Below are 12570 nucleotides of genomic sequence, written 5' to 3'. Positions count from 1 at the left end.
CTTCAGCGAGTGGACGAAAGCCGGGTTATGGCGCAGGTTGCATCGTTCGGTACTCGATGAACTCGGTAGCCAGGGAATGATCGCCCAAAAGACTCACGGCCGGCGTGTGTGAGCCGGGGTCAGCCTCGGGGCTTGGCGTAGGTCGCGTCGGTCGCCCAGGATTCCGCCACCTCCGACCACGGGGCGGTGCTGGACAGCAGCGCGATCGCCGCGGTCTTGAGTTCCGCCGGTTCGCCGGTGAGCAGCGTCGTCAGGTCTTCCAGGCCCGGGTTGTGGCCCACCACGACCGTCGTCATGACCGAGGGCGGTACCTCGCGGAGCACCGCCAGGAGCTCGCGGGCCGAGGCCGCGTAGATCCGGTCGTCGTACTTCAGCGCAGGTTCCGCCGGGATCTCCTGGCCGGCCAGCTCCCAGGTCCGCCGGGCGCGCACGGCGGGGGAGCAGAGCACGAGCTCGACCGCCGCGGCGTGCTTGCGCAGCCACCGGCCGACGGCCGGTGCATCGCGGCGGCCCCGGTCGGCCAGTGGCCGGTCGAAGTCGTCGGCGTCGTCCGGCCAGGCCGACTTCGCGTGTCGGATCAGCACCAGTTTCCGCTGTGCCTCGGTCATGTCGCGCCGCCCACCTGATCGCCGGGACTCCTGCTCCCACGGTAGAGGCCGACGTGAGACGCTGCCGCATCCGGCGTGCTTCCGCATCGCGGAACCGCGCATTGAGTCGTCGGGAGTCTCAGCGCGGCGCCGATTCCGTATTGGACAGCCCCGCGACCCGGTGGAAACGTGCTGGGCATGAACTTCGCCGACCTCGATCCAGCCCTGCGCCCGCTGCTGGCCCGCTACGTCGACTCGATGGACCGCGTCGAGCCGATCCTGAGCGATGTCGGCGAGGTGGCCGCCGGCGAGCTGGACCGGCTGGCCGCGGTCGCCGAGGTCAACCCGCCGCGGCTGCGCCAGTACGACGCCGCGGGCAACCGCGTCGACGAGGTCGTCTACCACCCGGCGTACGACGAGATGTCGCGGCTGGCCTTCGAGCGGTTCGGCTTCGCCGCGATGTCGCACCGCCCGGGCGTGCACGGCTGGCCGACAAAGGTGCCGCACGTGGTCAAGTACGCGCTGTCGTACGTGTTCGTGCAGGCGGAGTTCGGGCTGTTCTGCCCGGTTTCGATGACCGACTCGGCGGCCCGGGTGCTGCGCAGGTTCGGCGACGAGGCGCTTTTCGAGCGCGAGATCGACGGCCTGAGCTCGCCCCGGTTCGACTCGCTGCGGACCGGCGCGATGTTCATGACCGAGAAGCAGGGCGGCAGCGACGTCGGCCAGACCGCGACGGAAGCGGTGCCACACGGTTCACATTGGACGCTGCGCGGCCAGAAGTGGTTCGCCTCCAACGTGAACGCGGACGTGATCCTGACGCTGGCCCGGGTTCCCGGCGGGCCGGCGGGCACCAAGGGGCTGGGGCTGTTCATGGTGCCGAGGCTGCGCCCGGACGGCAGCCGGAACACCTACCGCATCGACCGGCTCAAGGACAAGCTCGGCACCCGCTCGATGGCCAGCGGCGAGGTGACGCTGGAGGACTGCTACGCGCTGCCGGTCGGCGACCTCTCGCGCGGCTTCGTGCAGATGGCGGAGATGGTCAACGTGTCGCGGCTGTCGAACGCGATGCGCGCGGCGGCGCTGATGCGGCGCGCCCTGCACGAGTCGATCATCCACACCCGGCATCGGGTGGCGTTCGGCAAGCCGCTGTTCGACCAGCCGCTGATGCGGCGAACGCTGCTGCCGATGATGCTGCACACCGAAGCGGGCCTCGGCTTCGTGCTGGAAGCGGCGGCGACGCTGGACCGGGCGGACGCGGGAGACGCCGAGGCGCGCCGGCTGATCCGGGTGCTGACGCCGCTGGGCAAGCACCACCTGTGCAAGCTGGCGCGCGAGGTGACGGGCGAGGCGATGGAGATCCGGGGAGGCAACGGCTACATCGAGGACTGGGTCAACCCGCGCCTGCTCCGCGACGCGCACCTGGGCTCGATCTGGGAAGGCTCCAGCAACGTGATCGCGCTGGACGTCCTGCGCTGCATCCGCAAGGACAACGCGCACGAACTCCTGGCGGACACGGCCCAACAGCGCCTGGAACGCATCGCGGACGCGGACGTCAAAGCAGCGGCCGAGCAACTCCTCACCGAGGTGGAGGGGCTGCGAACCCTGGGCGAGTCCCTGCTGTCGGAATCCGATGAGTACGCCCAGGCGATGTGCGGCGACTTCACGACCCTGGCGGCGTGCACGACGATGGCGTCCCTGCTGTTCGAGCAGGCGGACCACGAAGCCAGGAGTGGTCGAGGTTACCGGAAGCTGTTGGTGGCGAAGACGTATCTCCACCACGCGATGCGCGGAACGGACCCGGTGCCGGAGGCCCTCCGCTGGCTCCCGAAACTCGCAGACGGAGGCGACGTCCCGGCCGAGGCGGCTCAGTCCTGAGCGGTGTCGCGGTCGGCCACGACACGCTCGATCCAGGACATGAGCTCGCGTGGATCGGCGGTGACGCCCAGCGCTCCGAGCTCCTCGGCGCGCTTGACGCGGGACGGGGTGACCCTGCTGGTGTAGAAGATGACGGGGCCGTCGTAGATCCCGTCGGATCGCAGCGTGGCGAGGTCGTCCAGTCCCGCGTTCGGGTCGCCGTCGCGGGTGATGTCCGAGATCAGTAGGCCGGGTTTGAATCGCTGGATAACGAATTTCGTGGATTCCAGGTCGCCGATCCCTGTCTGGAAAACCCGGACGCCTCGGCTGTGTGCGCCGGCGATCAGGTCGAGCTTCGCGTCGTCCGTAAGGTCAGGTGTGAAGGAGTCGTCGATCCACAAAACACGGAGGAGTGGGGAGGACTTGTCATCTCCCGGCTGGACGAGGGTCGGCCATGCGTTCACCACGTCGATGTTCTGGTGTAGCAGATCTCGCAGGCTTTGTGGGTCGTTCGGGCCGCGCAGGTCGCTCATCAAAGCCCACAGGTCGTTCTGTGTGGCCTGCAACCTGACGGCATCGGGACTTCTCGCTGGTCGGTTCAGCAAGAATGCATTCATGAATTCGTCGTCGGTGAGTGCGCCGGGCGATGAGAGGCCGCCGGGGCGGCCGTGCTGCAGATATCTCCGGAGTTCGTCGAAGTCTGCATCCTGGAAGAGTTCGCGGATCAGCGACACGAAATCCTTATCCGTCGCCAATCCAGGGAAGAAGACGGGCAGTTCCTGCTCGATTCTGTCCAATGAGGACAGGAGCACGTCGTGGTCCGCGCCGGCGGGCGGCGGCGCCACCTGGTGGTTGGTGAAGAACTCGTCGTCACCTGGGTGGTTGCCCGCCTTGCAGTGCTCGCGAACCGAGGTGTAGGCCAGGAATTCCGAAACGATGTCCCGGTCATCGGTGCTCGTCAGGCTCCGGTAGAACTCGGGGTAGAAGTGCTGCAGCAGGATGACGCGGACCAGCGCGGACGCGCCGAAGCGCTGCCAGTCCCGGTTCAGGTGGTATTCGAGGACGAAGCTGTTGATCAGCCGTTTGATCCGGCGCGGATTCCGCCTGGTGCGCTGGGCGATCAGCGCGGCCACGCCGTCGCCGAACAGCTCCTTCGTGCCGGACCGGTCGGCGAAGCCGTCGATCAGCCGCCGCACGCTTTCCTGGTCAGGTGCGGGCGTGCGGTAGTAGACCTGCACGATCTTCTCCAGGTGTCCCAGCGCATGCCCCGCCGAGCCGCCGGATTCCTGCATGTTGCGGGCCAGGACCGCCTGGTCGCAGCCGATGACGAACACCAGCCCCGGCACGTCCAGGTAGAGCTTGATCGCCTCGCACACCGCCAGCACCACCTCGCCGGAACAGCGGTCGAGGTCGTCGATGAACACCACGAGCTGGCGACCGTCCGAGGCCCCGCCGCCCGCCCAGTCCTTGGCCATGTCGTGCACGACGTCGCGGATTTCGTTGCGCGACTTGGCATCGATCGACAGCTGCCGCCACAGTTCGTCGACCAGCCGGTGCACCCCGAAGAACCTGAGCACGACCTTGAGCAGCAGCCGGACCACCCGCACGGCTCGACGCCGCTTCGCCAGGCGGTGGTAAGCCCGACGCACGATGTTGCGGTCGAAGGTCAGGAGCACCGACTTGATCAGCACTTCCAGCGCATCGGCACCGGAGGTCCAGGCGTTGAACCAGGCCGTCGGGGTGCCTCGCTCCTCCAACCGCGCGCGCATCAGCCGCATCAGGCTGCTCTTGCCCATGCCCCACCCGGCGTCGATGGCGACCGTGAAGGGGGTGGAGACGTGGGAGTCGGTGATGAGGTCGACCAGCGCGCGCGCCGTAGCCGCGGCGTCGAGCAGGTCGTCGTCGCCGGTCTCCACCGGTTGGTCGTTGAGCACCACGAACCGCGTGGTCACCGCCTGGGGCAACGTCACCTCCGGTTACGCGAGACGTCGAGCAGTATCGCAGGTCATCGGCGCCCGGATGCGGGAAACGATCGAGGTGGTGGCAACCGCGCTCACGCCGCGGTGGTTCAGGCTGCGCCGTGGTTCAGGGTCATGCGCCAGGTCAGTTCTCCGTTGTGCCACTGGCCCGTTGGTTTCAGGCCCGTCGCCGTCGCCACCGCCGCCGACGCTCGGTGGTCCGGGTGGATGTGGGCGAGCACCGCTCGCACCGGCTTCCGGCGGAGCCAGTCCACGACGCCTCGCGCCGCTTCCGTTGCGATACCTCGCTTCTGCCAGTCGGTGCCCACGATCCAGGCGATCTCGGCGACCGGTCCCAGGTAGGCCGGGCTCATCGTCGCCTGCAGCGTGCCGACGAGGCACTCCTCGTCGGTCAGCCGGATCACCCAGTTGCACCAGGACACCTCGGGATCCGGCGGGCCGGCGAGCACCCGCTCGTACCGGGTCCGCAGTTCCTCCGGCGTGAGCGGGGCGCCGCCGATGAAGCCGTACAGCTCCGGATCCGCCAGCGCGCTCGACATCTCCGCGGCGTGGTCGATGCGCAGCGGCATCAGGTCGAGCCGCTCGGTTCGGATCACCTGCGGCCTGATGCCGCCCGCCGGGCTCATCGCAGGCTCTTGCGGAAGTGGATCAGCTCGTAGCTCCCCGCCGGGGTCCGGTGGGTTTCCGCGTAGCCGACGTGCCGGTAGAGCCGCAGGTTCGAGGTGCTGTGCTCGCCGGTGAACAGCTCGATCGCCTCGATCTGCGCCGGGAGGTTCCGCTCGACGTGCAGCAGCATGCCGGTGCCGAGGCCGTGGCCCTGCCGGTCGGGAGCGACCACCAACCGGCCGAGCTCCGCCGTCGTCCCGTTGAGCTCCACCCGAACCGATGCGACCAGCCGGCCCGCCTCGCGGCAGCCCCAGGCCAGGCACGACGGCCGGGCGAGGTCCGCGCGCACATCGTCGAGGGACTGCATCAGCGGCGGCAGCCGAACGTCGTCGTGGGCCTGCGCCTCGGTGACGTATGCCGCGCGTTGCAGCGTCAGCACTTCGCCGGCGTCCGCGACGGTCAGGCGCTCCACTTGCCTGCTCACGACAGCTTCTTCTCGAACCAGTGCTCGGCGTAAGGGCCGTTGTTGAAGGCCGGGATCTCCTCGAAGCCGTTCTTGGCGTAGAGGTTGCGAGCTTCCACGAGGTCGTCGCGGGTGTCCAGGCGGATCGACTGGAAGCCCAGGTCCTTCGCGTGCTGCTCGACGGCGGCCAGCAGCCCGGTGCCGACGCCGAGGCCGCGGGCCTGCGGGCGGACGTACATCCGCTTGAGCTCCGCGATGCCGGGTTCGAGCGGGCGGATCCCGACGCAGCCGAACAGCTCCGCTCCGCGGGCCAGCAGGAACACGCCCTCCGGCGGGTGCAGGCCGTCGTTGGGATCGTCCGCGATCGCCTCGTCGATCTCGGCCATGGTGGCCGGGCGCCCGTAGTAGCGGCTGACGATCTCGTCGATGTACTCGCGCAGCAGCCCGACGACGACGGGTTCTTCCACGCCGACCGGTTCGACAGTCCAGTGCTGGTTCACGCAAGCATTCTCACCGGCCTGTCCACCGGATATAGGCCGGGCCTTCGGTTCCGTTCGCGAACCGGACTTTGACCGGCGTCTAGGGGCGTGCTTTGAATGGGCCGAGCACACCGGTGTGGAAAGGATCTGCGCATGCGCCTGGAAGGTATTTCGGCGGCGGTGACCGGCGGAGCGTCCGGTCTCGGACTCGCCACCACCCAGAAGCTGGTCAAGGCGGGGGCCAAGGTCACCATCATCGACCTGCCGACGTCGCAGGGCGCCGAGGTCGCGAAGGAACTCGGCGACGCCGCGCGCTTCGTGGCCGCCGACATCACCGACGAGCAGCAGTTCGCCGCCGCCCTGGACGCCGCCGACGAGGTCGGGCCGCTGCGCGCGCTGGTGCACTGCGCCGGGCGGGGAGCTCGCATCCGGCTGGTGGAGAAGGACGGCCAGCCCGGCGCGTTGGAGCCCTTCGAGGACGTCATCCAGCTGAACCTGATCGGCTCCTACAACGCGCTGCGGCTCGGTGCGGCGCGGATGGCGAAGCACGATGCCGTCGACGACGAGCGCGGCGCGATCGTGCTGACCGCGTCGGTGGCCGCGTTCGACGGGCAGATCGGGCAGATCGCCTACACCGCGTCGAAGGCCGCGATCGTCGGCATGACGTTGTGCTCGGCGCGCGACCTGGCGAGCAAGGCGATCCGGGTGTGCACCATCGCGCCGGGCATCATGGACACCCCGCTGCTGGGGCGGCTGCGCGAGGACGTGCGCAAGTCGCTGGAGGACTCGGTGCCGAACCCGAAGCGCCTCGGCGAGCCTGCCGAGTTCGGCGCGCTGGCCTGCCACATCGTGGAGAACCCGTACCTCAACGGCGAGACGATCCGCCTGGACGGCGCCATCCGCATGGCACCCCGCTGATCTGACGACGACGGGCGCCGCTGGAACAGCGGCGCCCGTCGCATGCTCCGCCCCGGATTCACAGCGCGCCGAGTCGTGCCATTGCGCCGGAAGCCGGTGCCGGCCGTTGCGCTTCTTGGCGTAGCAGCCTGCGCCAGTCTGTTCTCACCCCCATCGGATCTGTTGCGCTGTTCGGGTTCGCAGCGTTGGCGGACAGTCGAAGTTCGGGACGGTGCCGGATCTGATCGCCTAGCATGGATCGGCGATTGTTCTGGGGGTGGTGATGCGCACGCCTAGCCCGATCCGCCGGATGCGTCCCGTCGCCAGACCGCTGATCACCGCAGTCGTGACGTCGGCGGTGGCCCTGTTCATCAACGTGGCCACGAACCAGCCTGGCGCCTTGTGGCCGTGGATGGGTGTCGTCGTGCTGACGGTGCTCGTCGGCATCTTGTCCTGGTACGAGAAGCACGAGCAGGATCGTTCGAAAAGCAGTCGCGCAACGACTCCGCCCGGCAATCCGGCGGTGGCCGCGAAACCGGTCCGGCCGGGCGAAAATGGCGGCGCCGTAGGCGTTTCACGCGCACGACCATCCGCAGCCGATGCTGTACTGGGTGCTCGTACCGTTCAGCCGAGCCCGGTTCGTGATCGACGTGACCAGCGTCCGGCCGTGTTCAACGCGGTCCCGCTGCGCCTTGCCGATGTCAACGCCACTCTCGACGCGACGCGGCTGTGGGTGCAGCGGGTTCAGAATGCGGACGGCGGTTTGCCGACGGACGGAAAAGGATCGCGGAGTTGCACTTGGAGCACGGCGGGCTTGGTCTGGGCGATATCGGAAACCACGACGAGATGCGATGCCATCTGGATGGAGCGCGCGTTGACGTGGGTGCTCGACAACAAGAACGACGACGGTGGTATCCCGATCACTCGTCGTGGTGACCGCTCGATCGTGGACGCGACCGCGCAGACGCTCATCGCTTGCTGCCGGGTCCTGCGGGATTCCGGTGACGAGAACTACCTCGTGGCCGTGCAGTCGCTGGCGAAGTGGCTGCTCCTCCGCCAGGAACCGGACGCGGGGTGGAGCTGGGCACCGCGGGTGGAAAGCAGTTGGACGGCCACGACGTGCTTCGGCTTGCTCGCGTTGCACGAAGTCGGGGTTCTCGCGGAGCAAACAGACCGGATCGGCGAGTCGATCCAGGCCGGGGTGCGGTGGATCGGCACGACCCAGAACGAGGACGGTGGTTGGGGATCACGGGCGGGGGACGATTCGAGGGCGGCGGTGACCGGTCTGGTCGGCTTCACCCTCGCCCGGTTGGAGCAATGGTCCATGGCGCAGGCCGCGGCCCACCACCTCCGGGATTCGATGACCGATGCCGGTGGCTGGCCGTCGGCGGTCGACCGGCCCACCGGGCACACCGTTACGCGGTTCGGTGACGCGTACGGCGTTCTGGGACTCGCCGCGGTCGGCGATGCGGCGGACGACGACCGGATCGCACATGCCGTCGCCAATTTGATGAAGTCGTATCGCGGCGGGCATTTCCAGTACCTGGACACGGTCATGCACACCTGGCCGACCCGGGACGGACTGCTCGCGCTGGCAGCTGTGGTGCGGATGCTCGAAGAACGTGATCTGGAGTGACCAGGCGCCTCCGGCATTGGAAAGGAGCTCCATGGATGACCAGCGGGAACTCGCCCGTGCCATCGTCGACGGTGGCGACCACCACGATATCGTTGCCCGTTTGACGAGTCTGCTCCGGGCTTCGGAGAGTGAGAACCTGACCGTGATGTGGCACCCGTTAGGGTTTATCAACATATCTTTGGTGTGGGATTCGGCTTGGCCTGAAGGAGATCGTCCTAGGATTCACGTGTGGCATCCGGAACTGAGTCGGCCGCAATTTCCGCAGCACGTCTGCCACTCCCATGGCTGGCATTTGCGTAGCAATGTTCTGCATGGGCGATTCGTCAATGAGACCTACGAGGTGAGCAGTGATCCACGTGGTGACCACGCTCTTTTCGAGGTCTCCTACGGTGATGGGGTGTCCCGGTCCAGGTCTGTCGACGAGGCTGTGCGCGTCGAGTTGGTTCGCGCGGACGAGCTCACGGCCGGCACCAGCTACGAGATCGGGAGCAATACGTTCCACTGGACGCGTCAGGTGAACGATGACCTCATCGTCACCGCGATGAACGGCAGCGGCCTCGGGGGTGATTCGCCTCCGCCGCGAAATGCGCGGAAGAAGCCCTGCGAACCCGAGTATTCCTACGTCCGAAATTCCTGTTCGAGCGCGGACAAGAAGCGATTGTACGGTGATATCGTTGACTGTCTTGAAATTTAGTCCGAGGTGATTGCGAGTGGTTGGAGATCTCGTGGCGTACTACTTCCCTGGTGCTGAAGGTGTCGAGCGCAGCTTTTCGGGTGTGACGATCCGAAATATCATCGCCGGCCCGGAGAGAACTGTCAGCGTTGCCGCCGTGAATTTGGATGGTGTGCATCCGCCGAGCATCAGCAAGCTCAGCGACCGCGCGTATTACATCATCCACGGGGAGGTGGAGGTCACGGTCGGCTCCGAAACATTCGTCGCGAGTTCCGGAGATGCCGTTTTCGTGCCGAAGGCGACGCGGCATTCGTTGGTGGGGAAGGCGGAGTACGTTGTCGTGAACGTACCTCCATTCGATCCGTCGGCCGAGGAAGCGGCGGGCTGAGGAGGACGGCACGCCCCTCGCGTGCCGCGGACCGTGGTCGATGAGATCTAGCGGCACGGCACCCGGTGGTCGGGTGCCGACAGGGCGAAACGGAGAGCGCGTGCGATTCGACGGAAGTGTCGTGGTGGTGACGGGTTCCTCGCGGGGCATTGGCCGTGTCAGCGCGCTGAAGTTCGCCGCGGAGGGGGCGAAGGTCGTCGTTTGCTGCCATCGCAATGTGGACAGCGGGAAGCGTGTCGTCGATGAAATCGGGCCGCAGCGCGGCATGCTCTTCGTCGGCGACCTTGCCGACGAAGACTGCGCTCAGGCGTTGGTGAGCCAGGTCGAGGACCGTTTCGGGCGAGTGGACGTTCTGGTCAACAACGTGGGGGAACTGGCCCGCCCCGCGGGGTGGGACGTCTCCGTGGAAGCGTGGGAAGCCGCGATCCGGGCGAATCTCACGACCGCGTGGCTGGTCACGCGCTTGATGGTGCCCTTGCTGCAGGCGAGCGATGGTGCGGCGATCGTGAACGTCACCTCGATCTACGGGCTGCTCGGCCAGGCGCCCGTGCTGGCCTATTCCGTGGCCAAAGGCGGGCTCGTCACCTTGACCAAGGCGTTCGCGAAGCAGTTGGCGCCGGCTGTCCGGGTCAACGGCGTTGCGCCGAGCAATGTCTGGACGGACATGACGCGGGGGGCGGATGAGGAGCTCCTGGCGAAGTTCCGCGATCAGACCCCGCTCGGCCGGATTGCCGAGCCGGGGGAAATCGCGAGCGTGATCGCTTTCCTGGCATCCGCGGAGGCCAGCTACGTCACAGGGCAGGTCGTTGCCGTGGACGGTGGTTACAGCCTGAAGTAGTGGGCCAGGGGCACCCGCGGCCGCAGGAGCCGGGTTGCGGATGCCCCTCGCCTCGTTGGTCAGCCGAAGGAGACGCCGAAGACGCTGAGGAGGCTGTAGACGCCCAGCAGGCTGATCGCGATGCTGCTGATCACCAAAAGGGCGTTGAAGGCCTTCGAGCCGTGCAGGCGCTTGTCGACCTGCGTGTTGCGCAGGTACCAGGTCGCGACGACCACGGCCGGCAGGAAGATGCCGGTCATGATGCCGCCGATCTGCACCATCACCACCGGCGAGTTGACGAACAGGTAGGCCGCGCCCCACAGGATCGGCAGCGCCACCGTGAAGCCGCGGATCCACTTCTGCCGGGACCGGGCGTTCTGCCAGTCCATCACGCCCAGCTCCGCCAGGACGTTGACGTACATCCGAGCCCAGCTCGGGATCGAGGCCCACAGCGTGGAGCCGAGCACCGCGATCGCGCCGATGAGGAACGCCACGGCCGCCCACTCGCCGATGACGTCGGTGTACATCTGCGAGAGCGTGGTGATCATCGCGTTGCCCTTGAGCACCAGCCCCTGCGGGTTGAGCACCGCGGCGCCCATCACGAAGAACGCCAGGGTGCTGAAGGTGTAGATCACCCAGGACAGGAAGACGTCCTTGTACATCACCTTGATCCAGCCCTGGGCGCGGCGGTGCCAGTCCTCGCTGCCGTCGTTCGGGCCGACCCAGCGTGCGTAGCCCTTCTCCACGCACCAGTAGGTGTAGAAGGTGATCTCGTCGGCGCCGACGCCGGTGATGCCGAACATCGCGACCGCCGCGCCGATGGCTCCGACCGGGATGGTGAAGGTGAGGCCGCTGAGCAGGTCGCCGCCGCTGTAGCCGAACGGGGTGAACGGCAGGCCGAGGGCGATCACCACGGTCGCCACCGAGAACACCGCCACCAGTGCGAAGGCGCCGCGTTCGATCAGGTTGTAGTTGTTCGAGTACAGCAGCGCGATGCTGCCGACGACGATGATGATCGTCCACACCGTCAGCGAGGTGCCGCCGAGCGGATCGCCGCCGACCGGGATCAGCATGCTCATCGCGACCGCGGTGCCGCCGACGATGCCGCCGACCTGCAGCAGCTTGGACAGCGCCATGATCATCCACAGCAGGTTGATCCAGCCGACGCGGCCGATCTTCGGCGGCACCTGGTTGAACCCGGTCAGCGCGGGCTTGCCGGTGATGATCGTCCAGCGGGCGAGCTCGGCCTGCACCGCCACCTTGACGGCGGTGGACAGGATCACCATCCACAGCAGGGCGAAACCGACTTCGGCGCCGAGCGCGGTGGTGGCGATGAGCTCGCCGGACCCGACGATCGAGGCGCTGACGATCAGGCCGGGGCCGAGGTAGCGGAGGCTGGACTTCCAGCCCTTGGGGGGTTCCTTGACGCCGTCCGCGGTGAGAACGTACGGATCGTCGCTGCTCGCGACCGATGTTCCCATCGGGCACTCCCTTGTGCTCGGAGAATTTCACATTTGTGAATCCTTATTTGTGGATGTGAAAACTACAGTCGCGAACGGGGCCGGTCAACGGACCGCGAAGACGCGGTTCGCGGCAGGTTTTCGATCGGTCCACGACGGGCATTCGGGAGGCGAGCGCGTCCGGAGGTGCCCGATGGTTTCCCGCTCGCGATGGCAGCGCCCGCAGACGCGCTGGCAGTTGCTGTTGGGCGCGGAAGGCCTGTTCCTGATCTTGCTCGGCCTGCTGGGACTGGCGAACGCCGGTTGGCGGGCGGCGGAAGACGTTCCGGTGCTGGTGGTCTTCCAGCTCAACACCGCGCACAGCGTCCTGCTGCTGATCGCCGGCGTGCTGGCACTGGTCGCCGCGCCGTGGCGGCGCGGGGTGGCGCTGTTCGCGACCGTGCAGATGGTCGGCGGCGTGATGCTGTTCGTCTACGGCACGGCGGAAAGCACTGTGGGGGAAGGGAGAACGCCGTTGCTGCTGCACCCGGCCGAGAACTTCCTGCACGCGGGCCTGGCCGTGCTCGGCTTCATCATCCTGTGCGGAGTGGAATCGACACCGCGCCCGGCCCGGCCGCCGCGCATGGTCCCCAGACATTGACTCGGCGATCGGGACCCGTGAGTACTTTGTGTCGCTATAGAGCCTGTTTCCAGGCTCGTCCTGCGTGGCGGTGGGGGTGGCGGAACCTCAG

14 protein-coding genes and 1 pseudogene are annotated in these 12570 nt (G+C 67.4%); 8 read left to right on the top strand and 7 right to left on the bottom strand.

The genetic code is table 11. From position 1 onward, the window contains the following. Nucleotides 1-82, top strand: a pseudogene (locus AB0I53_RS29515) (IS5/IS1182 family transposase); the annotation flags it as partial. A 37-nt stretch (nucleotides 83-119) separates the two neighbouring features. On the opposite strand, the gene AB0I53_RS29510 reads toward AB0I53_RS29515, so the two are convergent. Next, nucleotides 120-608 carry a histidine phosphatase family protein gene (locus AB0I53_RS29510; RefSeq protein WP_358609914.1) on the bottom strand — a complete coding sequence of 163 codons (489 nt, stop codon included), beginning with the start codon at nucleotides 606-608 and terminating at the stop codon, nucleotides 120-122. Nucleotides 609-785: 177 nt separating this feature from the next. Here AB0I53_RS29510 and AB0I53_RS29505 point away from each other — a divergent pair, with 177 nt between their 5' ends. Then, entirely contained in the window at nucleotides 786-2462 is a 1677-nt protein-coding gene (locus AB0I53_RS29505) for an acyl-CoA dehydrogenase family protein (protein WP_358609911.1), read from the top strand. Here the strand turns inward: AB0I53_RS29505 and AB0I53_RS29500 are convergent. The 4 genes from AB0I53_RS29500 to AB0I53_RS29485 form a co-directional block, all read right to left on the bottom strand. Next, nucleotides 2453-4411: a P-loop NTPase fold protein gene (locus tag AB0I53_RS29500; RefSeq protein ID WP_358609908.1), complete on the bottom strand. Its 1959-nt coding sequence runs from the start codon at nucleotides 4409-4411 to the stop codon at nucleotides 2453-2455. The genes AB0I53_RS29505 and AB0I53_RS29500 overlap by 10 nt on opposite strands. Before the next feature lie 98 nt (nucleotides 4412-4509). Then, the gene (locus tag AB0I53_RS29495; RefSeq protein WP_358609905.1) at nucleotides 4510-5046 is read right to left on the bottom strand and encodes a GNAT family N-acetyltransferase; all 537 of its coding nucleotides are present in this window, start codon (nucleotides 5044-5046) and stop codon (nucleotides 4510-4512) included. Next, nucleotides 5043-5510 carry a GNAT family N-acetyltransferase gene (locus AB0I53_RS29490; RefSeq protein ID WP_358609902.1) on the bottom strand — a complete coding sequence of 156 codons (468 nt, stop codon included), beginning with the start codon at nucleotides 5508-5510 and terminating at the stop codon, nucleotides 5043-5045. Before AB0I53_RS29490 ends, AB0I53_RS29495 begins: the two co-directional genes overlap by 4 nt. Continuing rightward, nucleotides 5507-5989, bottom strand: coding sequence for a GNAT family N-acetyltransferase (locus tag AB0I53_RS29485; RefSeq protein ID WP_358609899.1), 483 nt, complete (start codon nucleotides 5987-5989; stop codon nucleotides 5507-5509). Before AB0I53_RS29485 ends, AB0I53_RS29490 begins: the two co-directional genes overlap by 4 nt. A 132-nt stretch (nucleotides 5990-6121) precedes the next feature. On the opposite strand from AB0I53_RS29485, the gene AB0I53_RS29480 reads away from it, so the two are divergent. Then, nucleotides 6122-6886: an SDR family NAD(P)-dependent oxidoreductase gene (locus tag AB0I53_RS29480; RefSeq protein ID WP_358609896.1), complete on the top strand. Its 765-nt coding sequence runs from the start codon at nucleotides 6122-6124 to the stop codon at nucleotides 6884-6886. Between the two features lie 228 nt (nucleotides 6887-7114). On the opposite strand, the gene AB0I53_RS29475 is transcribed toward AB0I53_RS29480, so the two are convergent. Continuing rightward, nucleotides 7115-7312: a hypothetical protein gene (locus tag AB0I53_RS29475; RefSeq protein WP_358609893.1), complete on the bottom strand. Its 198-nt coding sequence runs from the start codon at nucleotides 7310-7312 to the stop codon at nucleotides 7115-7117. 436 nt (nucleotides 7313-7748) lie between these two features. Between AB0I53_RS29475 and AB0I53_RS29470 the strand changes: the two genes are divergently transcribed. The 4 genes from AB0I53_RS29470 to AB0I53_RS29455 all read left to right on the top strand — a co-directional run bounded on the left by AB0I53_RS29470 (nucleotide 7749) and on the right by AB0I53_RS29455 (nucleotide 10400). Then, nucleotides 7749-8501 carry a prenyltransferase/squalene oxidase repeat-containing protein gene (locus AB0I53_RS29470; protein ID WP_358609917.1) on the top strand — a complete coding sequence of 251 codons (753 nt, stop codon included), beginning with the start codon at nucleotides 7749-7751 and terminating at the stop codon, nucleotides 8499-8501. A gap of 31 nt (nucleotides 8502-8532) precedes the next feature. Further along, nucleotides 8533-9195: a hypothetical protein gene (locus AB0I53_RS29465; RefSeq protein ID WP_358609890.1), complete on the top strand. Its 663-nt coding sequence runs from the start codon at nucleotides 8533-8535 to the stop codon at nucleotides 9193-9195. Nucleotides 9196-9226: 31 nt separating this feature from the next. Then, nucleotides 9227-9562, top strand: coding sequence for a cupin domain-containing protein (locus tag AB0I53_RS29460; RefSeq protein ID WP_358609887.1), 336 nt, complete (start codon nucleotides 9227-9229; stop codon nucleotides 9560-9562). A 100-nt stretch (nucleotides 9563-9662) separates the two neighbouring features. Next, a complete protein-coding gene (locus AB0I53_RS29455; RefSeq protein ID WP_358609884.1) occupies nucleotides 9663-10400 on the top strand; it encodes an SDR family NAD(P)-dependent oxidoreductase in 738 nt (245 codons plus the stop codon). Nucleotides 10401-10459: 59 nt separating this feature from the next. On the opposite strand, the gene AB0I53_RS29450 is transcribed toward AB0I53_RS29455, so the two are convergent. Then, a complete protein-coding gene (locus AB0I53_RS29450; RefSeq protein ID WP_358609880.1) occupies nucleotides 10460-11860 on the bottom strand; it encodes an Nramp family divalent metal transporter in 1401 nt (466 codons plus the stop codon). 172 nt (nucleotides 11861-12032) lie between these two features. On the opposite strand from AB0I53_RS29450, the gene AB0I53_RS29445 reads away from it, so the two are divergent. Beyond that, nucleotides 12033-12479 (top strand): DUF4383 domain-containing protein, encoded by a 447-nt coding sequence (locus tag AB0I53_RS29445; RefSeq protein WP_358609877.1) that lies wholly within the window; start codon nucleotides 12033-12035, stop codon nucleotides 12477-12479. Nucleotides 12480-12570 lie beyond the last annotated feature (91 nt).

This window comes from Saccharopolyspora sp. NPDC050389, assembly GCF_040655595.1.
Lineage (GTDB): Bacteria > Actinomycetota > Actinomycetes > Mycobacteriales > Pseudonocardiaceae > Saccharopolyspora.
The sequence above is the reverse complement of the archived record's forward strand: the minus strand, read 5'-3'. Positions and strand labels throughout refer to the sequence as shown.